Genomic DNA, 19,204 nt, shown 5'->3' on the forward strand with positions numbered 1-19,204 from the left:
GCCGCTCAACCCACCTGATTGAGTTCGAACACGATATCGACGGTGGTGCCGTTCCAGTTGTATTCCAGATACGCCGCGTGATGGCAATCGCGCAGCAGCGTGGTTCTGAACGCGGCGAGGCATTCGCCTTCGTCATCCCGCACCGACGGATACACAATGCCCGGCGCGCCGGCCTCGCGTACGGCGCGGCCTAGCGATTGCCCGGCGACGTAATCGTCGGGCGACAGCACCGCCGGATCGAGCGACGCGTCGCCGCGGATATCGACCACGTTGCCTTGCGCCACCACGGTGTAGAGGCGCATCTGCTGGCGCATGGGCGGCTCCGCGGTTGCCTCCAGAAACTTCCCTGTGTGATAGCGCGTCTCGGCGATTGCCGTGGCCCGTGAGCGGGCGCAGTAGAACACGCCATACGTGCCGTCAGAGAAGCGGCTGCCGAGTGGATTCAGGTGCGTCAGCGCGGCCATGATCGGACCGTATCCCGAGCCGAAACGGCGCTCTTCGCGGGGCACGAGATCGAGTTCGCCGACTTCGGTGCGCAAGCGGTCGTTGGTCATTGCTTCGAGCGCATAGAGCGCGTCGAAGTCTTCGGGCGAGGCGACCCGATCGAACAGATTGACGGCCGGAAAGCGCGTGGGAATCACGCGATACGCGGGCGACCAGTCGAGCGGCGCGCTGCGCCAGCGGTCCTGCCAAAGCGGTTTTGTCACGCCCAGCCGCCTCGCATTGCGTCGAGATACTGGCGCACGGCCACGAGGTCGCTGATGTTGCCGGCCAGCATGCGGTCGAGCGCACGGCGGCCGCCGAACGGCGGGGCGCTGTTGGGGCGCTTGACCCAGGTATCGGCAACGCCGGGTTGCGGCAGCAGGATTTGTAGCGACTTATAGATGCCTAGCAGCAGCGACAGGCGTTCCAGCGTGTCGCGCCCCAGACGAGCCGTTTGCGGGGCGGATTTCCATTTGAAATAGGTGGAGCGGCCCGGCGAGCCGAGCAGGACGATCTGCTCTTCGGCGCTCAAATCCCAGTCCCGCGCGATATTGAAGAACGCGCGCAAGCCTGCCGCCGACATTTCGGTAAGCGTGGGTTCCGAAGCAGGCCGACGAATCGGCAGTTCGGGTTGCGTGGCGCGGGCAGCGTGAGCCATGACTGAGTGAGTCCTTATCTGTACTTGTGATTGATATTAGTCTAAAAATGGATTTTTGCAAGAGAATATAATCCCGGCTCGTTATGAGGCCGAAGATCAGGAGAAGCAGGAGATGTGGGTTCGTGCAGTAGCAACAGCAGTTGCAGTGTGGTGTGTGTCGGGTGCGGCAATGGCCGCTGGTTATGCGGAAGTGTGGAACCCGCCCGAGGCGACCGGGCACGCGGCGAAGCACGCAAAGAAAGCGGCAGGTGCCACCAAGGTCAAGCCGGTCGCCGGCGCAAAGACGGGTTTGACGCACGCGGCGAGCGCTCAGCATGGCGCGCAACGGGCTGCGTCGGCGTCGAAGAGCGGCGTGCATGGCGACGTAAAGAAGGTCGCCAGCAAGAATGTTGGCCACGGCGGCGCGCTCAAGGGCGCGGGCAAGCCTAAGTCGAAAACAGCCGTGATCGCGCAGGGTAAAAAGCCGCACGCAAAAATCGCTCAGGCGAAACCGGGGAAACCGGGCCAAGGCAGGGTCATGCGCGCCAACCTGATTCAAGGCCATGCAGCACCTACTCACGCGGTCAAGGTGACGGCGAAAACCGGTGCTTCGGCCTCAATGAGCGCACCGGCCAAGGCCGTAAACGGAGCGCCGGGCCCCGCTGCCGCGAACGTCACCGCAAGTCCCGCAGGCTCAAACACTAATCCCGCGACCGCCAGCAGCGGTTCGTTGCCACCGATCCTTCACTAACCAATCGCCGGTTCAGGCGGCGCGTTTGCGTTTGGTCTTTGCCCCCGGCGGCCCAAGCGCGGCGCGGCCGAGTTCGACGATGCGCGCCGAGAGCGTTTCGAGCCGTGGCGACTGGACCTTCCAGGCATGCCAGTACAACTCGACGTCGGTGGGTTGCTTCGGCGCAAGATCGACCAGTTCGCCGCGCTCCACCGCGTCGCCGAATTCCAGTTCGGGCACCATGCCGTACGCCAGGCCACGCTGGATTGCCATGTAGCGCGGCACCGGTGCCGGCACGTAATGGCACGGATAAGCCTCCGGCGGCAGACCGAAGCGTGTCTCGAGAAAGCGCGCCTGCAACGCGTCCTTGCGTGAGGACAGGATGACCGGCGCGCGCCGCGCGCTTTCGCGCGTCAAGCCATTCGGAAACCAGCGCTCGACGAACGCAGGCGACGCCACCAGCCGGTAGCGCATCGCGCCGAGCCGTTCCGCGAAACAACCGCGCATGGGAGCCGGTTCGGTCGTAATGCAGCCGATCGCGAGACCGGAGGCGAGCAGCGCGTAGGTGTGATCCTGATCGTCGACGGTCAGATCCAGCAGGACGTTTTCCCGCAGAAGGATCTCGGCGAGCGCGGGGAAAAACCACGTGGAGAGCGTATCCGCGTTGACGGCCGCGGCGACGTTCAGCAGCGCTTCATTGGCGCCTGCCAGATCGCTGGCAAAGTCGTCTTCGAGCAGGGCGGCGCGACGCAAATACTGCAATAGGCGCTGGCCCATCTGCGTTGCGCGGCACGGGCGGGTGCGCACGATCAGCGGACTGCCGAGGCGTGTTTCGAGCGCCCGCACACGCTGCGATACCGCCGACGACGTGATGTTCAGGCGCGCGGCGGCCTGCTCGAAACTGCCGGTTTCGATGACCGCGCGCACCGCGGTGGTTTGTCGGGGGTCGAGGTCCACTAAGTGCCTTTGCGGTGATAAGCGGTGATAACCCTCATGCAGCCTTTCGCGGCCGGCCGCCTTTCTTCCCGTTCTCGCGCGCAGCCGCCGATTTCGCCTCGGATTTCACGCTGCCGCCAGTACGGCCAATATCGCGCATCCATGCTTTTGAGCCGAACACACCGTCGATCAGACCATGCACCGACACGACCACATCAAGCGCCGGAAAAACGAGCGCCGAGCCGAGACCGAAAATGTCGATCGAGCGCAAATCGACAGCCGACGCATTGTGCAGCCCCTCAATATAGGCGACGGGCACTAACAGCGAAATGTCGTTGGTCAAGGTGATTTCGAGCCGTTTCGTGCGCGGCTGATAAGATGCGCTGCGCGCGGCGGGACGCCTCGCGGTTTCAGCGCCGCGCTCCCGCGCAAGCCGCCATTCATCGCTGCGATTCATGAGTGGATTCCTTTCCATGCGGAGCACAGGAACGGCACCATTTCGGTAATGCGTTTTGCCAGCCGGCGCGCTTCGCGTTCTGAATACCCTCGGGCCATCGCGGATGGAAACCGGGCCGTTGGGAAAATTCAAGATAAAGATAATCTCACCATCCGGACCGAGAACATGAACATGAGGCGGCGCGTGATCGTGAGGGTAGATAACCACGATCAGCCCGTCGATCCGGGCAAGGATGGGTGTGGCAACGATTATATACCGTAGCCGCTTGGGTTTTTATGAAAGCGCGTCCGAATGCCTCAACCGCTGGCCAGGCCGTTCGTCACCAACCGCAACGTCTCCATCGACCGCTTGTCCCGCACCCGCGAATGCAGCGTCACGCGCGATTCCGGCAACTGCGGCAGCCCTAGCCGCAGACCCACATCGACCAGGCCTCGCGGCGCGACTCTACGCGCCAGCGGCGACACGGCGAGGCCGGCCGAGAGCGCGGCGCCGACCGCCGCCACGCCGCCGCCGACGAACACTTCCTGCCACGCCAGCCCCGCCTTGTTCAGCGCGTGCAGCGCGACTTCGCGCACGTTGCATGGCGGACTCAGCAGCGCTAACGCCAACGGCTCGCCAGTACGCGGCAGCCATTCCGGCGTGGCGAGCCAGCCGAGCGGCTCGCTGAACAGCACCTGCGCGTCGTCACGCGGAGGCTCGTCGGCGCCATAGCGAACGATCACCGCGTCGAGGCGGCGCTCGTCGAATTGCGCGACTAGCGCCGCCGACGTGCCCAGATGCAACTCGACCACCAAGCCCGGATCGTGCGCATTGAGCCGCGCCAGCAACTGCGGCAAATTCGGTCCCGCGACATGCTCGCTCAGCCCCAACGTGAGCCGCCGGCGCTCCACCGACAAGGAACCGAGCGCCCGCTCATGCGCGCTCAGCAGATCGCGAGCCGCGCCAAGGAACGCGTTGCCATCCGCGGAGAGACGCACCACGCGCGGCGTGCGCGCGAGCAACTGCTTGCCGAGGTGGGCCTCCAGCCGCTTGAGCTTCAGGCTGACGGCCGATTGCGTGGTGTCGAGCGCATCGGCGGCCCGTGTGAAGCTATGCAGGGCGGCGACCAGCACGAAGGCACGCACCGCATCGAGATCGAGGACTTTCATTTCAATTGAATATAGATGAAATAGCCAGTGATGTCTGTTTATTATGAATGAGCGCGCCTAAGCTGTGTTTACCCCATCACAGCAAGCAAGGAGTTTCACCATGCCGCTCACACGAATCGCATTGCGCGCCGGCAAGCCGGCGCAATACCGGAAGGCGCTGACGGACAGCATTCAGCGTTCGCTGGTCGACACCTTCAATGTGCCGAAAGACGACATCTTCATGCTGATCACCGAGCACGACGCCGGCAATTTTGTCTACGACAAGCAGTATCTGAACGTCGAACGCAGCGACGATCTTGTGATCATTCAGATCACGTTGAACAACACGCGTACGCTCGAACAAAAGAAGGCGCTGTACCAACGCATGGCGGATGAACTGGCGGAGTCGCCGGGGCTGCGGCGAGAGGATGTGTTCATCAATCTCGTCGAAGTGCTGAAGGAAAACTGGTCGTTCGGAAATGGGATTGCGCAGTACGCGCTCTGAGTGAGCGGCGGGCGCGACAGGCGGCGTGACGAACCTGATGCGCCGCCGCCGGAGGGTACCGCGTCGCTATAATGGTTCGCTGTCCTTTCCTCGCACAACGAACCCGCCGCCATGACATCCCACCGCATCGATCCGCCTCACGAATCCCTTGAACTCGGTGGCTCCATCTGGTTTCAGGCGGGCGCGCAAACGCTCGGCGGCGCGGCGCGAATCGCGCTGCTTGCGGCGATCGGCGAGACCGGTTCAATCACCAGCGCGGCGAAAGCCATCGGCATGAGCTACAAAGGCGCGTGGGATGCCATCGACACGATGAACAACCTCGCTGGCGAGCCACTCGTCGTGCGCTCCACCGGCGGTAAGGGTGGTGGCGGTACGACGCTCACGCCGCGCGCGGTGAAACTGATCGACACGTTTCGCGCGGTCGAGCGCGAGCATCGGCGTTTTCTCGAAAGGGCGGGCGCGGCTATTGAGGGCTTTGCGACCGAGTGGGATCTGATCGGCCGCATCGGCGTCAGAACGAGCGCGCGTAATCAGCTCTATGGAACGGTATCGGCGATCACGCGCGGCTCGGTCAACGACGAAGTGTCGCTGGCGCTGCCAGGCGGCCACACGATTGTGGCCGTGCTCACGCATGAAAGTACCGAGACGCTGGGGCTTGTTACGGGCGCGCCGGCGTTCGCGTTGATCAAGGCATCGTGGGTCGTGCTGCTGGTGGAGAACGACAACGGCGCGCCGCTGCAACTGTCCGCGCGCAATCAGTTGCGCGGCACCGTGCAGAGCGTGAAGCGCGGGGCGATCAACGCGGAGGTGTCGTTGGTGCTGGACGGCGGCACGGTGATTATCGCGGTCGTCACGAACGAAAGCGTCGACACGCTCAAGCTTGTGGAAGGCGGCATCGCGGTTGCGGCATTCAAGGCGTCGAGTGTGATTCTGGGCGTGAAAGACTGAGTGAGCCTGGGGCGCAGGGCGCGGAAAGGGCGCGCCCTATGCTCAAGACTCACTGCGTACGTAGCCCGCGAACGTCTGATTCTCGCGCACGCAGCCATCGCTGACCTGTACGACCTGATCGCCGAAGGCGGCGACGTCGTCGGGATCGTGCGTGATCAACACCATCGGGATATCGAGCCGCGTTTGCAGGTCCGACAACTCGCTGCGCATGCGCTGACGCAGCGCGCTATCGAGCGCGGAAAACGGCTCGTCGAGCAGCAGCAACTGAGGCTGCGCGACCAGTGCCCGCGCTAGTGCTACGCGCTGCTTCTGTCCTCCCGAAAGCTGCGCAGGATGATTGCCGGCCACGCTTTTCAATTCGAGCGCTTCGAGCCAGTAATCCACTTGTGGATGCGAGAATCGCGCGCGCGGATTGAGCCAACCCTGCTGCAAGCCGAAGCCGATGTTTTGCCGCACATTCAGATGCGGAAATAGCGCGTAGTCCTGAAACAGATAGGCGATCTTGCGCGCCTGCGGTTTCTGATCGACGCCGCGCGCGCTGTCAAATAGCGCGTTGCCATGTAGTGTGATCGACCCTTCGTCGGGACGCAGCAAGCCGGCGATAGCCTGTAGCGTCAGGCTCTTTCCGGCGCCGGACGGCCCGAACAGCACGACGCGCTGCGTGGTCGTCCTGAATGCGACATCGAGCGTGAAACGGCGCTCGGCGCTCTGGAAGGTCTTGCGGATGTCGACAGCAAGCGGCATATCAGCGGGACGTCAAAAGCGTGTGCTGCGGCACCAGACGCCCCGCGAGCAACAGGATTACGACACACGTCACCGAAGTCACGAGCACGAGGAAATTGGCGGTGCTGTCGTCGCCGGCCTGCACGGCTGAATAGACCGCCACCGAAAGTGTCTGCGTGCGCCCCGGCAAGTTGCCCGCGATCATCAGCGTCGCGCCGAATTCGCCGAGCGCCCGCGCAAACGCCAGCAATCCGCCGGCGAGAATGCCGCGCGCGGCGAGCGGCAGCGTCACACGAAAAAAGATCGCCGTCTCGCTGACGCCGAGTGTGCGCGCGGCCCGTTCGAGCTGCGGATCGACCGCTTCGAAGGCGGCGCGGGCCGATTTCAGCACGAGCGGAAACGCCACCACCGTCGACGCGATGACCGCACCCTGCCACGTGAACACCAACTGGATATCGAAACGGTCGAGCCACCCGCCGATCACGCCGCGCCGGCCGAGCATGACGAGCAGGTAGTAACCAAGCACGGTGGGTGGCATCACGAGCGGGAGCATGAGCAACGAGTCGATCACGTCGCGCGCACCTGAGCGCCAGCGCGACAAACCGAAACCGGCCGCGACGCCGAACACCAGATTGAGCGCGGTGGCCCAGCCCGCCACTTTCAGGGACAGCAGGAGCGGAATCCAGGCCTGTTGCATGAGTGCGGTACCTGAGTTAGTGCGCGGGTTTGAAGCCGTACTTCGCGAGCACGGCCCGGCCGGCCGGCGAGAGCACGAAGTTCATGAAGGCCTGCGCGTCGGCAGCATGACGGCTGCCTTCGACCTGCGCGATCGGATAGGTGATCGGCGTTTGCGTCGGCACGTTCAGCGCGACCTTGACCTTGTCCGGCATGACCGCGGCGTCGGTACTGAACACGAAGCCGGCGTCGACTTCGCCACGCGACACATAATCCAGGCTCTGGCGTACGTTCGATGCCAGCACGGCCTTCGCGCTGACTGCGTCCCACACGCCCGCGGCCTGCAGCGCGCCTTGCGTGTAGCGGCCAACCGGCACCGAAGCCGGATCGCCATAAGCCACCCGCTTCACATTTGCCGACGTCAGCTCGTTCAGGGAGGCAGGCGCAAAATGGCTATCGGTCGGCACGATCAGGACCAGCGAATTGGCGGCGAAATCCTTGCGCGTGGCCGGAACGATCACTTTTTCCGCCGCGGCTTTGTCCATCGCTTTCTGGTCGGCGGAGGCGAACACGTCGGCCGGTGCGCCCTTGACGATTTGCTGCATCAGGACGTCGGACGCGCCGAAGTTCAGCAGGACCTTGGTGCCGGGATGCTGCTGTTCGAACACCTCGCTCACTGCTTTGAACGCGTTGGTCAGGCTCGCGGCGGCCGAGACCACCAGCTCGTCGGCACGCGCGTTGGCGCTGACGGCAACGGAGACGGCGCTGGCAATGAACAGCGCATGTTTCACAAGGCGGCGGGACAATGTCATGAAGGTCTGGATGTCCGGCGCAGGCCGGAGCGATGGGTTAAAACGCTATCGTAATATACGTAAGGTTATAGCGGTACCCATGACGATTATTCAATTGCGCGCATGAAGTGGCAGCGCGGGTCGGTGAGCGTGGGCTTCATTGCCGGTCGGTCGCCCGGCCGGATGTGCTTCAGACGTCGGACGAGTGCGGCAGCGTAAGCGTGTTGAGGGTTTGCGACAGCGGCGCCGTGCCCGGGCGTACGTCGCGCAAGGACCGCCATTTGGCGCGGATGAACGGCCGGTCGTGACCCGACACCTTCAGCGCGATGTGCGTGACCCAGCGCTGCGTCGGCACGTGCACGCCGTGCATCAGTACCGCGAGGACCATCAGAGACGCGGTGACGGGCCACGCCGACAACCGGCCCGGCTCGAGATTCCACGCCATGCGCACAAAGACCAGCGCCGCCAGTGCGCCGACCAGGCAGCCGGTGACTGCTTCAGACGGCGAATGGGCGCTCAGCACGACGCGCGACAAGCCGACCGCGACGCCCGCGGCCAGGCCGAACACGACGCCAAGCAGGCGAATGGCCGGCCGAGCCGGCAGCAGCATCAGGAATAGCGCGACCGGATAGACGGCGGTAGACAGCATGGCATGACCGCTGACGCCGGTGAAATCCAGTTCGCGTATGCCGACACCCCAGCCGAGAAAGGCCAGCTTGGTCACCGTCACAACGCCGATGGCCGCGCCAAGCAGCAGCAACCAGCCAACAGCCATGCGCCACGTGTAGCCGACTGCCAGCCAAAGCGCGATGGCGAACGCGAGCGGCAGCGTCATGCCGGCGCTGCCGAGGCTGGTGATCGAGTACCACAGGTGGACAGGTAAATCGGGCATGGCAAAGGAGCGACCAAGGCCGCGTAGAATCGGTTGGTAATGGATTTAACGCGCGAACGGCGTAAATCGCCGACGCCGCGAAGGCGTGTTCCGAAATTAATTACCAGCCAGTATAGACGGGTGCTTCGGAGCAGGCTTGCCGCGCGTCAGGCTTTTTGTCACGGGACGTTGGCTGGCGAACAAGGCTTGCAGAGGTTTGACGATGTTGCGGCTGCAAGGTTCGCCGCGCGGAAAAATCGGTGTTCGACAGTGGTTCTGACCGCCAGCATCGCATGAGGATTGGTGTTATTGTGCATTGCACAACAAAGCGTCGTTCTATCGAACGGCACCTGTCCCTTTTTGCGAGGTTACCCGCCGATGGCAAAAAGTCTATCGAAAATCTGGCTGCGCGGTCTCAAGCGGCTGCTCGCTATTCAAACCGAGCACGCCCACGCAACGACCAAGCGCGCTACCGCACGGCCGACCCGCGCCGCCACCAGCAAACCATCAGCTAAGGTTCGTCCTGCCAAGCCGGTGGCCGCGCTGCGTGCATCCGCGAAACGCGAAGCGCCGCGCGCCGCGCCGCGGGAGTCGCGGGTTCGCCCGCGTGCTTCGGCATGGGCGAGCGGCGCGTGGACGCGCTCGTTTCATTCGGCGCCCGCCGCGCCTGGGCGGCTCGTCAACCATCTTCAGTACGGTTTGTATATCCCGTCCGGCCATGCGCACGACTCCATGCCGCTGGTCGTGATGCTGCACGGCTGCACCCAGTCGATCGACGAATTCGCGGAAGGCACGCGGATGAATGTACTGGCGGACCGCTACGGCTTTGCGGTGGTTTATCCGGAACAGTCGAAGCACGTGCATGCGCATCGCTGCTGGCATTGGTACGACGCCGGCGATAGCGCGGGCGGCGCCGAGGCGCGTGCCGTCGTCTCGCTGGTGGATGCGCTGGTTGCCCAGCATGGCTTCGACAGCGAGCGCGTGTATGTTGCCGGCATCTCTGCGGGCGCCGGCCTGGCAGCGCTTCTGGCCGTCAATTATCCGGAGCATTTCGCTGCGGTCGCACTACATTCCGGCCCCGCTTTCGGGGAGGCACGCTCGGGTATTACGGCGATGGACGTGATGCGGCGCGGCGCCCGCCGTGAGCCGGCCGAACTCGTCGATGAACTCGTCAACGTCGCTGAGTATCCCGGCATGCCGGCCATCATTCTCCACGGCGACACCGACCATGTAGTCGCACCAGTCAATGCGGAGCAGTTGGCGGTGCAATTTCTTCGCCTGAACCGGATCGTCGACGAGAAAGGCGCGCGCAAAGCCGGCGAAGTCAAGGAAGAGCGCAAAGGGGGCGTGGTGATGCGCGACTATCTGCGCGGCGGTCGGCGTGTGGTACGGCTGTGCCGTGTGCAAGGGCTCGCGCACGCGTGGAGCGGTGGCGACGACGCCGTACCGTTCCATTCCGCCAAAGGTCCGGACGCGAGCGCCATGGTGTGGGAATTCTTCAGGCATCAGCGGCGCACAGGGACTGGCCGTATCGCTGAAAGCACCGCCACGGAAGCTTCGGCGAACGCGCGGTGAGGTTGGAGCAACACTTCGAAATGAGTATTGGCGCGCTACTAGGGTTTTCCCTATAATACGGGTTATCCCTTAGGCGTTAACGCCTAAATTCATTGTCGAGGTTGACCATGTATCTGCTTAGCCGCCTGTTTCTGTTTCTGACCAAATCGCCCGATCAACTCGCGAAAGAACGCGCTGATGCCTTCCTCGCAGAAGCAACCGATCTGTACGATCTGGAATTCCGTATGCGCAAGCTGGACCGTGAGGCGACCACACGTCATCCGTCGTGGATGAGCCAGCACTAAGCTGCGCGGGTTTGAGCATCGGCGTGTAGTGAAGAACGCCGGTGTTTGGGGTCAGGCGCCCCCACTGTCGAGTCGTTATAAGCACGGCGACAGCAAAAACGCCTCGCTCAGTGTCCTCCAGACATTTTCGAGCTAACCACGTTAGTGGGCACTTACTTGCCGAAACGGGCAAGTGTGCGTTGTCGTGCCTCGGCATGATCGACGATCGGTGCAGGGTAATCCTTGCCCAATATCACGCCGAACTCCGCTAGCCGTTCCGCACCTGCCAGCCATGGCGCGTGAATCCATTTGGCTGGGAGTTTCGCAAGCTGCGGTAAGTAGCGCTTGATGAAGCGGCCATCCGCATCGAATTTTTCGGACTGCGTGATCGGGTTGAAAATCCGGAAATACGGTTGCGCATCGCATCCCGTCGACGCCGCCCATTGCCAGCCCCCGTTATTCGCCGCGAAATCGAAGTCGTTCAATTGTTCGGCGAAATAGCGCTCGCCGAGCCGCCAGTCGATGCCCAGATCCTTTACCAGAAAGCTCGCCGTCACCATTCGCAGGCGGTTGTGCATGTACCCCGTGCGGTTGAGCTGCTGCATGGCGGCGTCGACTAACGGATAGCCGGTACGGCCGTCACACCATGCGGCAAATGCTTCGTCCGCTGCCCGTCCATGCTCCCAGCGCAGCCGCTCGTATTCTTCCTTGAATGACGCGCCGGCTGCCAGCTTCGGATGATGCGCGAGGATCATGAAGTAAAAATCCCGCCAGATCAGCTCCGAAAGCCATGTGGCTGAGCCTTGCCCGTCGGGCTGCAGTGAGCTTTCGTGCGCGAACCGTGCGAGCGTGCGGATCGAGACCGTACCGAAACGCAGGTGCATCGACAGATAGCTTGGTCCTTTGACGGCGGGAAAGTCGCGCCGGTCCTGATAGCTGTCGATGCGGGTCATGAAGTCGTCGAGCAGATGTTGCGCGCCGCTCATTCCGGTGGGCAAGCTGAGTTCCGCGAGATTGCTCGGTGCGAAGCCGAGTTGATCGAGCGTCGGTAACGCGCGGTCCAGCCCCGGCGGTAGGGTGGCCAGATGGTTCGCGTAGCTTTCTACCGGATACGGCTTCAAATCGAAGGCCGTCAGTTGCTTGAGCCATGCGTTCTTGTACGGTGTGAACACCGTGAATGGTTTGTTCTGGCCCGTTAGCACCTCCTCACGCTCAAAAATCACCTGATCCTTGAACGTCAGCCATTGCCGTCCAGCTTCGGCGAGCCGCCCCCGCACCGTTTCATCACGCTCGATTGCGACTGGTTCGTAATCGTGATTCGCGAATACCGCGTCGACCTTGAGTTCGTCGGCAAGCCTGGGTACGAGATCGGCCGGATCGCCGTACAGCACGACGAGGCCGCCGCCCTTGGCGCGCAGCGCGTCGTCCAGTTCGCCCAATGCAGCAAGGATGAACTCGATGCGGCGGTCCTGCGCTTGCGTGCCCGGATGTCGGGTTTGCCAGGCGTCGATCAGCGGTTGCAGGATTGTCGTGTCGAATACGAACACGCACCACACGCGCTCGCAATGCTTGAGCGCGTAGTAGAGCGCGGCGTTGTCCGTGTTGCGCAGGTCACGGCGAAACCAGACCAGGCCGGTATCGAAGGTATTGCTCAGGCGTCGGACGCGTGTCATCGGAATTGTGGACAGGGTGAATGGCTGGGGATCGAGCATCGGCCTGCGCAATGACAAATTGCCAGGCGGCGATATGACGGATCCGGACAATTATCCATAGGATCGGCGATGGTAAGTGATCGCCAACTCCCATAACGCACTTTACGTGCCGCATCCATGAACGGCGCAGCGCCCGGCCCCGTTTTACCGGGTGCGGGCGCTGTCCAACGTCGCGCGGTTTTGCCGCGCACGGTCAATTATTCACCAACGAGCCGTTCAGGCCACGGCTTACGCGACCTGCAGGCGCACCGCGACGTTGTTGCGCGTAGCGTTCGAGTACGGGCAGACCTGATGCGCTGCGTCGACCAGTTCTTGGGCCGCGTCAGCAGCGAGGCCCGGCAACGAGACGCGCAGATCGATGTCAAGCGCGAAACCGCCTTTGTCGTTCGGGCCGATTCCCACTTCTGCCGTAACTTGCGTGTCAGCCGGCAAAGCCTGCTTGCGCTGGCCGGCAACGAATTTCATCGCGCTCAGGAAACATGCCGAATAGCCGGCTGCAAAGAGTTGTTCCGGGTTGGTGCCCGCGGCGCCCGTACCGCCCAGTTCACGCGGTGCCGCCAGTTTCACGTCCAGCGCGTTGTCCGACGACACTGCACGGCCATCGCGGCCACCGGTGCTCGTTGCGCTTGCCTTGTACAGGATGTTCATGGTGCTGCTCCTCAATCTGGGTTGTCAGGGTGTGCTTGCTTGCCGCTGTATGCTTGCCAGCCGTTCTGGCGGAGTGCTATCGAAGCGGCATGTGATAAAGATAGTACACAAATCATTTGTGTGCAAATGAATTCTTGCATCGTAGCGATAGCATGCTTTTCCGGCAGGCTGGCTAGTGGTCCATGTAATCGTTGAGCGTAGCGCGCAAACGTGTCAGATCGTCGCGCAGGCGGAGCAGGAATTCCGGTGATTGCTGGGTTGCGCAGAAGATTTCCGCCGGCACTTCGCGTGCCTGACGCTTCAGTGCGGTGCCCGCTTTGGTGAGCCGGATATAGACGAGCCGCTCATCCTCGACGCCGCGTACCCGTTCCAGGTAGCCCTGTGCTTCGAGACGCTTGAGCAGCGGTGTGACCGTTGCCGAGTCGAGATTCAATCGCGCGGCGAGGTCCTTGACCGTAACGTCGTCGGCTTCCCAGAGCGCCAGCATTGCCAGATATTGCGGATAGGTGAGGCTGAGCTTGTCGAGCAGCGGCTTGTACGCCTTCGTCATCGCAAGCGAGGTTGAATAGAGGGCGAAGCAGAGTTGCTCGTCTAGTGTGAAGGGCAAAGCAGGGCGCTGGGTCATGTTGCATCTCGCGTGAAAAGAGCGTGCAAATCGATTGCGCGCAAACTATTGTGCCGCAAATTGACGCAACTTGACGAGTAGGGCGGGGATTCACTGGAGCGGCGCGCCGCGCCCTTTAGGACCGGAGGGCGAGGGTGGGCGTCAGAAAACGCCCGCCCCTCGAAAGACAATCAAGCCGCCGGCGTGGTCGGCAGGTCTGGTGCTTCGGGCGTTTGCACACCGAAGCAGCCGCGATAGGTCGCGTAGAACGAGCAGTACAGCATGGTTATGACGATCATCGTGGCGGGCATCAGGATCGCGAACGCGAAGTCGCCTGCGCCTAGTGCCTGCATCAACGCGGTCAGGCCGAACGAGACCGTGGTTGCTACGGCGAACCATAGTGCGCCGAACACAATGAACGCACCACGATTGCGCCAGCAACTGACGACGCTGAAGAACATCGCCTTGACGGGGGGTACGTCGTGCCACGCGGTAAGAATCGGTGAGAACCAGAAAATCATCGCTACAGGTACGTAGAACGCGAACGCAGTGAGCACCGCCAGCGGGATATTGCTGTTGGCGACCACGTCCTGATCCACCGTGGCCATGCCGAGCATGACCTTCAGCAGCATGCCGCCGTCGGCAAGCGCCGAGCCGGCCAGCACCAGCGCCATTGCGACGACGTACAGCAAGCCCAGCAGCAGCAGGCGCTTGGCGACCCCCGGGCCATACGAGTGAAAACCGTCCACCAGAATGGTCGGGAACACCGGCTTGCCCGCGATGGTGTTGCGGCACGCCGCCATGAAGCCGACCGCCACGCCCGGAATGAAGACCAGTGGCAACACGCCGCCGATCACCGGAATCTGCGCGGCCAGCGTCATGACCAGCAGATAGGTGAAGAACAGCGTCAGAAACGCGAGCGGGTTCTTGCGGAACAGCCAGATACCCTGCCGGAACCAGACGTAGCCGGTTTTCGCGGGGACTTCGATCAGTTGCATGAGCTATGAATGCCTGGAAGAGCAGCGCCGGTCAGGCGTTCGCGCAGGATGCGCTCGAAATGGCCGGGGTCGTGCGGCTTGAGCATCTCGGCCGCGCGCGGCAAATGAAAATCATACAGGCGCGAGACCCAGAAGCGGTAGGCGCCCGCGCGCAGCATATCGCCCCAATGGCGGTTTTCTTCGACGGTGAACGGGCGCACGGTTTGGTACGCGCGCAGCAGGGCCTCGGTGCGCGCCTCATCGAGCTTGCCGGTGGCGAGGTCGACGCACCAGTCGTTGACGGTGACCGCGACGTCGAACAGCCACTTGTCGCAGCCGGCGAAATAGAAGTCGAAGAAGCCGCCTAGGCGCACCTCGTGGCCGCTTTTCGGCGCTGCATGCGCGAACAGCGCGTTATCGCGGAACAGGTCGGCGTGGCAGGGACCTTCGGGCAAGCGGGCGTACTCCGCTGACGCGAAGAACGCCTCCTGATGCGCCAGTTCGGACGACAGCAAGTCGCGCTGCGCGCCCTCGAGGAACGGCAGGATGGTCGGCACGGTTTCCTGCCACCACGGCAGGCTGCGCAGATTCGGCTGATAGCGCGCGTAATCGCGTCCCGCCAGGTGCATGCGTGCGAGCATTTGCCCGACTTCGACGCAGTGTTCGACTTGCGGGGCCATCTCCGGCGTGCCTTCGAGTTTGGTCACGATGGCTGCGGGCTTGCCATGCAATGTGCCGAACAGCGCGCCATCTTCGCGCGGCATGGGGTCCGGCACCGGCACGCGGTGCGCGGCGAGGTGTCGCATCAGATCGAGATAGAACGGCAGTTGTCCGGCCGTCAGCTTCTCGAAAATGGTGAGGACGTATTCGCCGCGCGTCGTCGTCAGAAAGAAATTGCTGTTCTCAATACCGGACGGGATGCCGCGAAACTCGACGACTTCGCCGAGATCGTAGTGACGCATCCATTCTGCTAGTTGGGGTTCGGTGACAGCGGTGAAGACAGCCATGCGGGAAACGTCGAGTCAGGTTAGTCGGGCTGGCGCGATGCGGCCAGTGCGAGGTGTGAGGTACTGAAAATCGGCAAGCAGGCTGAAAGCCCGGGGCGACGCCCGCGGGCCGCACAGATCCAGGGGGCGGCTTACGCCGGCCGCCCACCCGGGCAACGATCAATAAGTCAGGTTCACCGACGGCAAACGCGTGCTGGCGCGGCCGTTGTCGCGCACGGTAGGCGACGAGTCGAGCGGCGCGCTCATCTGGTAGCGCGTGCCGAGATTCGAGTGCACGTTGATTTCGACGGGTTTGCCCTTGTCGCGGTATTCGGTGATTTCGGTGCCGTTAGCGCTGCGTTCGTAGAAGCTCGGCGTGCGCGGGACGTTGATTTCGACCTTCGAGCTGACCTCGGCGGCCGGACGATTGATCTTCGCCAGGTCAGGCAGGCCGGCCCGTTCATTGGCGGACTGGGGCGTACCGGGAGGCGGCGTGTCATCGACAGGCTGGGCAGCCATCGCGGCGTTGCCAAAGGCGAGGGCCAGTGCAACGGCGACGGGAAGGAACGGCTTCATGGTGATTCTCCAATATGGTGCCCCGATTCTAGCAAATCCAGCCTTGCTCCCGGGCGCGATCACCTTATTTTGCGCCGCTTTCGCGCGGCGTGCGCGCAATCTTGCGATCACCGCCGCGGCATTTATGGTAGGCGCCGCGAGGTCATTTGGCGATCACGGGTTCCGTGGTAATGTCGTCTCATCAATCGAGGTGAATGAAGATGAACAACGATACCAATCAACGCGCGGTGCAGACTCCCGCCAACAGCTTCCCAACCGAATCCTTTGACGACGCGACCGAGGCCGTCACGCGCCTGTCGGCGATCTACGAAGCGAACACCTCGTTCCTGCGCGACGCCTTCGCGCGCTATCGCCGCAACGAACTGTTCGAACGCCGCGTGCGGGCCTGCTATCCGTTCGTCAGGGTACGCACCGAAGTCAACACGCATATAGACTCGCGCCGGTCATATGGGTTCGTCGCGGGTCCGGGCGTGTTCGAGACGACCGTTACCCGGCCCGATCTGTTCGGCAATTACTATCGCGAGCAATTGCGCCTGCTGGCGAAGAATCACCACGTGAAGATCGAAGTCGGCGTGTCCGAACAGCCGATTCCGATTCACTTTGCGTTTTCCGAAGGCATCCATCTCGAGGGCGATCTGGATCGGGAACGCCTGTTCCTGATGCGCGACGTGTTCGATACACCGGACCTCGCGCTGCTCGACGACCGTATTGTCAATGGCACGTATGAACCGCTGCCGGGCGAGCCGCATCCGCTCGCGCTGTTCACGGCGGCGCGGGTGGATTTCTCGCTGCATCGGCTGAAGCATTACACGGCGACCTCGCCCACGCATTTCCAGAATTACGTGCTGTACACGAACTACCAGTTCTATATCGACGAATTCGTCAAACTCGGCCGCACGATGATGGCGCATACCGACGAAGAGGAATTGCGTGCTTATCGCAGCGAATACACGTCATTCGTCGAACCGGGCGACGTGATCACGTACAACGAGAATCTCGGCGAGCAGGCGCAGGAAGGCACGGCGCCGCCGCGGCTGCCGCAGATGCCCGCGTATCACCTGAAACGGGCCGATGGCAGCGGCATCACGATGGTCAATATCGGCGTCGGGCCGTCGAACGCGAAGACCATCACGGACCACATCGCCGTGCTGCGTCCGCATGCGTGGATCATGCTCGGACATTGCGCGGGTCTGCGCAATACGCAGCGCTTGGGCGACTACGTGCTGGCGCACGGCTATGTGCGCGAAGATCACGTGCTCGACGACGATTTGCCGCTGTGGGTGCCGATTCCCGCGCTGGCTGAAGTGCAGGTGGCGTTGGAACGCGCGGTCGCGCAGGTCACGCAACTGGATGGCGTCGAATTGAAGCGTGTGATGCGCACGGGCACGGTGGCGAGCGTGGACAACCGCAACTGGGAGCTACGCGATCATCGTGAACCGGTGCAGCGGCTGTCGCAAAGCCGCGCGGTCGCGCTCGATATGGAAAGCGCGACGATCGCCGCGAATGGCTTTCGCTTCCGCGTGCCTTACGGCACCTTGCTATGCGTGTCGGACAAGCCTCTGCATGGCGAATTGAAACTGCCGGGCATGGCCGATCAGTTCTATCGTGCGCAAGTCGATCAGCATCTGCAGATTGGTGTGAAGGCGATGGAGTTGTTGCGGATGAATGGGCTGCATCGTCTGCATAGCCGGAAGTTGCGCAGCTTTGCGGAAGTGGCGTTTCAGTAAGCGTCGGTAAGGGATGAGGAAGCCGGGACGAGCATCTGCTTGCTCGCCCTGGCCTCGAGACTTAGAACTGCCCAAACCCCGTCAGCCCAATCAAACTCCCCGCCGCCAGCAGCCACAGCGGATGAATCCGCGTCTTCAGCGCCAGCACAGCGGTAAACGCGCAGATTGCCCATGCAATCGCCGTCGGGTTCGACGCTTCGGCGATCAGCGCGGCGCTCGCCGCGACGATGCCGGCAGTCACCGGCACCAGGCCCGCTTGCGCATAACGTCGCCACGGACGGTCCTTGAACCGATCCCACGCGTGCAGCGCGAGGATCGTGACGAGCGAAGACGGCCCGAACTTCGCCACTGAAGTCACCAGCATGCCTGCCCAACCCGCCACATGCCAGCCGATCAGCGTGACGATCATGAGATTCGGCCCCGGCGCCGCTTGCGCGAGCGCGAACAGCGCACTGAACTCGCTGGCGGGCATCCAGTGATGCACGTCCACGACCTGACGCTGCATCTCCGGAAGAATCGTATTGCCGCCACCGAACGCCAGCAAAGAAAGCTGGCTGAAAATAATGGCAAGAGAAATCAGCGTGTCGTTCATCGTGCGGCCCTCGATGCGATGTAGATGCTAAGCGGCGTGAGCACCAGCATCGTAGGCAGAAGCGGCAGACGCATGATGGCAATCGCGATGAACCCGAGCGCTGCGATGAGCGCGGCCATGGGTTTATTCCGCAGTGGCAGCAGGATCTTCACGGCCATCGAGATCAGCAGGCCGGACGCGGCCGCCGCGAGGCCGGCGAACAGATGGCGAACGTGCGGGTCGTTTTGCGTGTGTTCGTACAGCACGCCAAGGCCGATTACCACCAGCGAAGGCCCCGCGATCAAGCCGAGCAAACCCGCCAGCGCCCCTGGCACACCGCGAAAGCGCATCCCGATCGCCACTGAAAGATTGATGACGTTGCCGCCCGGCAAGAATTGGCATAAACCGAGCAGATCGGTGAATTCCGCGCCGCTCAGCCAGCGCCGTTGCTCGACCAGGGCGCGCCGCGCCAGCGGCAGCGCACCGCCAAACGAGATCAGCCCGAGGCCGAGAAAGCCGCCAAAAATCTCCCGCAATGTGGGCGTGGGCGCGAGATCCATCTCGGCCGAGGTGAGTTCATGATCCATTTCGCTACGCTTCCAGTTCAAGCTCAGGAGGTTAGCGCCAGAACCAGTTCTGGGCAAAACGATTTTTGAGCGCGCCTTTGTGATCTAGAATCACA

At 62.8% G+C, this 19,204-nt stretch carries 23 protein-coding genes; 6 read left to right on the forward strand and 17 right to left on the reverse strand.

Going from position 1 to position 19,204, the window contains the following annotated elements; translation table 11 throughout:
- Window positions 1-5: 5 nt before the first annotated feature.
- Together AC57B6_RS22895 and AC57B6_RS22900 are read right to left on the reverse strand one after the other, a co-directional pair.
- Window positions 6-707, reverse strand: coding sequence for an RES family NAD+ phosphorylase (locus AC57B6_RS22895; RefSeq protein WP_496422154.1), 702 nt, complete (start codon window positions 705-707; stop codon window positions 6-8).
- Window positions 704-1,141, reverse strand: a complete 438-nt coding sequence (locus AC57B6_RS22900) for an MbcA/ParS/Xre antitoxin family protein (protein ID WP_496422155.1) — start codon at window positions 1,139-1,141, stop codon at window positions 704-706. Before AC57B6_RS22900 ends, AC57B6_RS22895 begins: the two co-directional genes overlap by 4 nt.
- A gap of 112 nt (window positions 1,142-1,253) precedes the next feature.
- On the opposite strand from AC57B6_RS22900, the gene AC57B6_RS22905 reads away from it, so the two are divergent.
- Window positions 1,254-1,871, forward strand: coding sequence for a hypothetical protein (locus tag AC57B6_RS22905; RefSeq protein ID WP_444514301.1), 618 nt, complete (start codon window positions 1,254-1,256; stop codon window positions 1,869-1,871).
- A 12-nt stretch (window positions 1,872-1,883) separates the two neighbouring features.
- On the opposite strand, the gene AC57B6_RS22910 is transcribed toward AC57B6_RS22905, so the two are convergent.
- From AC57B6_RS22910 to AC57B6_RS22920, 3 genes are all read right to left on the reverse strand, one after another.
- On the reverse strand, window positions 1,884-2,807 hold the full coding sequence (locus tag AC57B6_RS22910; protein WP_028196148.1) for an HTH-type transcriptional regulator ArgP: 924 nt from the start codon (window positions 2,805-2,807) through the stop codon (window positions 1,884-1,886).
- Window positions 2,808-2,841: 34 nt separating this feature from the next.
- Complete coding sequence (locus tag AC57B6_RS22915) at window positions 2,842-3,243, reverse strand: DUF2442 domain-containing protein (RefSeq protein WP_496422156.1); 402 nt, start codon at window positions 3,241-3,243, stop codon at window positions 2,842-2,844.
- Window positions 3,244-3,539: 296 nt separating this feature from the next.
- Window positions 3,540-4,391 (reverse strand): LysR family transcriptional regulator, encoded by an 852-nt coding sequence (locus tag AC57B6_RS22920; protein WP_496422157.1) that lies wholly within the window; start codon window positions 4,389-4,391, stop codon window positions 3,540-3,542.
- 100 nt (window positions 4,392-4,491) lie between these two features.
- On the opposite strand from AC57B6_RS22920, the gene AC57B6_RS22925 reads away from it, so the two are divergent.
- Entirely contained in the window at window positions 4,492-4,875 is a 384-nt protein-coding gene (locus AC57B6_RS22925; protein WP_028196151.1) for a tautomerase family protein, read from the forward strand.
- 111 nt (window positions 4,876-4,986) lie between these two features.
- Window positions 4,987-5,823 (forward strand): TOBE domain-containing protein, encoded by an 837-nt coding sequence (locus AC57B6_RS22930; protein WP_144192932.1) that lies wholly within the window; start codon window positions 4,987-4,989, stop codon window positions 5,821-5,823.
- Window positions 5,824-5,865: 42 nt separating this feature from the next.
- Here AC57B6_RS22930 and AC57B6_RS22935 read toward each other — a convergent pair whose 3' ends face one another.
- From AC57B6_RS22935 to AC57B6_RS22950, 4 genes are all read right to left on the reverse strand, one after another.
- Window positions 5,866-6,567 (reverse strand): sulfate/molybdate ABC transporter ATP-binding protein, encoded by a 702-nt coding sequence (locus tag AC57B6_RS22935; protein ID WP_216751784.1) that lies wholly within the window; start codon window positions 6,565-6,567, stop codon window positions 5,866-5,868.
- A gap of 1 nt (window position 6,568) precedes the next feature.
- Window positions 6,569-7,243, reverse strand: coding sequence for a molybdate ABC transporter permease subunit (gene modB, locus AC57B6_RS22940; protein WP_496422158.1), 675 nt, complete (start codon window positions 7,241-7,243; stop codon window positions 6,569-6,571).
- 16 nt (window positions 7,244-7,259) lie between these two features.
- Complete coding sequence (modA, locus tag AC57B6_RS22945) at window positions 7,260-8,033, reverse strand: molybdate ABC transporter substrate-binding protein (protein WP_496422159.1); 774 nt, start codon at window positions 8,031-8,033, stop codon at window positions 7,260-7,262.
- A 169-nt stretch (window positions 8,034-8,202) separates the two neighbouring features.
- On the reverse strand, window positions 8,203-8,904 hold the full coding sequence (locus tag AC57B6_RS22950; protein ID WP_183797011.1) for a phosphatase PAP2 family protein: 702 nt from the start codon (window positions 8,902-8,904) through the stop codon (window positions 8,203-8,205).
- Between the two features lie 357 nt (window positions 8,905-9,261).
- Between AC57B6_RS22950 and AC57B6_RS22955 the strand changes: the two genes are divergently transcribed.
- A complete protein-coding gene (locus AC57B6_RS22955; protein ID WP_178370504.1) occupies window positions 9,262-10,458 on the forward strand; it encodes an extracellular catalytic domain type 1 short-chain-length polyhydroxyalkanoate depolymerase in 1,197 nt (398 codons plus the stop codon).
- A gap of 107 nt (window positions 10,459-10,565) precedes the next feature.
- On the forward strand, window positions 10,566-10,742 hold the full coding sequence (locus AC57B6_RS22960) for a DUF3563 family protein (RefSeq protein ID WP_081833034.1): 177 nt from the start codon (window positions 10,566-10,568) through the stop codon (window positions 10,740-10,742).
- A gap of 152 nt (window positions 10,743-10,894) precedes the next feature.
- On the opposite strand, the gene AC57B6_RS22965 is transcribed toward AC57B6_RS22960, so the two are convergent.
- The 6 genes from AC57B6_RS22965 to AC57B6_RS22990 all read right to left on the reverse strand — a co-directional run bounded on the left by AC57B6_RS22965 (window position 10,895) and on the right by AC57B6_RS22990 (window position 16,224).
- Window positions 10,895-12,394 (reverse strand): cryptochrome/photolyase family protein, encoded by a 1,500-nt coding sequence (locus AC57B6_RS22965; RefSeq protein WP_496422160.1) that lies wholly within the window; start codon window positions 12,392-12,394, stop codon window positions 10,895-10,897.
- A 267-nt stretch (window positions 12,395-12,661) separates the two neighbouring features.
- On the reverse strand, window positions 12,662-13,081 hold the full coding sequence (locus AC57B6_RS22970; RefSeq protein WP_030102183.1) for an organic hydroperoxide resistance protein: 420 nt from the start codon (window positions 13,079-13,081) through the stop codon (window positions 12,662-12,664).
- Between the two features lie 172 nt (window positions 13,082-13,253).
- Window positions 13,254-13,706 (reverse strand): MarR family winged helix-turn-helix transcriptional regulator, encoded by a 453-nt coding sequence (locus tag AC57B6_RS22975; protein WP_028196160.1) that lies wholly within the window; start codon window positions 13,704-13,706, stop codon window positions 13,254-13,256.
- A 170-nt stretch (window positions 13,707-13,876) separates the two neighbouring features.
- A complete protein-coding gene (locus tag AC57B6_RS22980; protein ID WP_144192938.1) occupies window positions 13,877-14,683 on the reverse strand; it encodes a BPSS1780 family membrane protein in 807 nt (268 codons plus the stop codon).
- Entirely contained in the window at window positions 14,674-15,669 is a 996-nt protein-coding gene (locus AC57B6_RS22985) for a homoserine kinase (RefSeq protein WP_496422161.1), read from the reverse strand. Before AC57B6_RS22985 ends, AC57B6_RS22980 begins: the two co-directional genes overlap by 10 nt.
- A gap of 159 nt (window positions 15,670-15,828) precedes the next feature.
- Window positions 15,829-16,224 (reverse strand): hypothetical protein, encoded by a 396-nt coding sequence (locus AC57B6_RS22990; RefSeq protein ID WP_028196163.1) that lies wholly within the window; start codon window positions 16,222-16,224, stop codon window positions 15,829-15,831.
- A gap of 200 nt (window positions 16,225-16,424) precedes the next feature.
- On the opposite strand from AC57B6_RS22990, the gene AC57B6_RS22995 reads away from it, so the two are divergent.
- Complete coding sequence (locus AC57B6_RS22995; protein WP_030102181.1) at window positions 16,425-17,951, forward strand: AMP nucleosidase; 1,527 nt, start codon at window positions 16,425-16,427, stop codon at window positions 17,949-17,951.
- 61 nt (window positions 17,952-18,012) lie between these two features.
- On the opposite strand, the gene AC57B6_RS23000 is transcribed toward AC57B6_RS22995, so the two are convergent.
- Together AC57B6_RS23000 and AC57B6_RS23005 are read right to left on the reverse strand one after the other, a co-directional pair.
- Window positions 18,013-18,543: a chromate transporter gene (locus AC57B6_RS23000; RefSeq protein WP_028196165.1), complete on the reverse strand. Its 531-nt coding sequence runs from the start codon at window positions 18,541-18,543 to the stop codon at window positions 18,013-18,015.
- Window positions 18,540-19,109 (reverse strand): chromate transporter, encoded by a 570-nt coding sequence (locus AC57B6_RS23005; RefSeq protein ID WP_496422162.1) that lies wholly within the window; start codon window positions 19,107-19,109, stop codon window positions 18,540-18,542. The genes AC57B6_RS23000 and AC57B6_RS23005 overlap by 4 nt, the downstream gene beginning before the upstream one ends.
- Between the last annotated feature and the right edge of the window lie 95 nt (window positions 19,110-19,204).

Source organism: Paraburkholderia sp. BGA-UO-ETr-F12 (genome assembly GCF_059567945.1).

Coding starts and splice junctions, on each gene's coding strand:
- AC57B6_RS22925 (WP_028196151.1), top strand. CDS start 4,492: ATGCCGCTCACACGAATCGCATTGCGCGCCGGCAAGCCGGCGCAATAC.
- AC57B6_RS22935 (WP_216751784.1), bottom strand. CDS start 6,567: ATGCCGCTTGCTGTCGACATCCGCAAGACCTTCCAGAGCGCCGAGCGC.
- AC57B6_RS22970 (WP_030102183.1), bottom strand. CDS start 13,081: ATGAACATCCTGTACAAGGCAAGCGCAACGAGCACCGGTGGCCGCGAT.
- AC57B6_RS22920 (WP_496422157.1), bottom strand. CDS start 4,391: ATGAAAGTCCTCGATCTCGATGCGGTGCGTGCCTTCGTGCTGGTCGCC.
- AC57B6_RS22930 (WP_144192932.1), top strand. CDS start 4,987: ATGACATCCCACCGCATCGATCCGCCTCACGAATCCCTTGAACTCGGT.
- AC57B6_RS22955 (WP_178370504.1), top strand. CDS start 9,262: ATGGCAAAAAGTCTATCGAAAATCTGGCTGCGCGGTCTCAAGCGGCTG.
- AC57B6_RS22965 (WP_496422160.1), bottom strand. CDS start 12,394: ATGACACGCGTCCGACGCCTGAGCAATACCTTCGATACCGGCCTGGTC.
- AC57B6_RS22975 (WP_028196160.1), bottom strand. CDS start 13,706: ATGACCCAGCGCCCTGCTTTGCCCTTCACACTAGACGAGCAACTCTGC.
- AC57B6_RS22905 (WP_444514301.1), top strand. CDS start 1,254: ATGTGGGTTCGTGCAGTAGCAACAGCAGTTGCAGTGTGGTGTGTGTCG.
- AC57B6_RS23005 (WP_496422162.1), bottom strand. CDS start 19,109: ATGGATCATGAACTCACCTCGGCCGAGATGGATCTCGCGCCCACGCCC.
- AC57B6_RS22985 (WP_496422161.1), bottom strand. CDS start 15,669: ATGGCTGTCTTCACCGCTGTCACCGAACCCCAACTAGCAGAATGGATG.
- modB (WP_496422158.1), bottom strand. CDS start 7,243: ATGCAACAGGCCTGGATTCCGCTCCTGCTGTCCCTGAAAGTGGCGGGC.
- AC57B6_RS22915 (WP_496422156.1), bottom strand. CDS start 3,243: ATGAATCGCAGCGATGAATGGCGGCTTGCGCGGGAGCGCGGCGCTGAA.
- AC57B6_RS22980 (WP_144192938.1), bottom strand. CDS start 14,683: ATGCAACTGATCGAAGTCCCCGCGAAAACCGGCTACGTCTGGTTCCGG.
- AC57B6_RS22960 (WP_081833034.1), top strand. CDS start 10,566: ATGTATCTGCTTAGCCGCCTGTTTCTGTTTCTGACCAAATCGCCCGAT.
- AC57B6_RS22990 (WP_028196163.1), bottom strand. CDS start 16,224: ATGAAGCCGTTCCTTCCCGTCGCCGTTGCACTGGCCCTCGCCTTTGGC.
- AC57B6_RS22950 (WP_183797011.1), bottom strand. CDS start 8,904: ATGCCCGATTTACCTGTCCACCTGTGGTACTCGATCACCAGCCTCGGC.
- AC57B6_RS22900 (WP_496422155.1), bottom strand. CDS start 1,141: ATGGCTCACGCTGCCCGCGCCACGCAACCCGAACTGCCGATTCGTCGG.
- AC57B6_RS22995 (WP_030102181.1), top strand. CDS start 16,425: ATGAACAACGATACCAATCAACGCGCGGTGCAGACTCCCGCCAACAGC.
- modA (WP_496422159.1), bottom strand. CDS start 8,033: ATGACATTGTCCCGCCGCCTTGTGAAACATGCGCTGTTCATTGCCAGC.
- AC57B6_RS23000 (WP_028196165.1), bottom strand. CDS start 18,543: ATGAACGACACGCTGATTTCTCTTGCCATTATTTTCAGCCAGCTTTCT.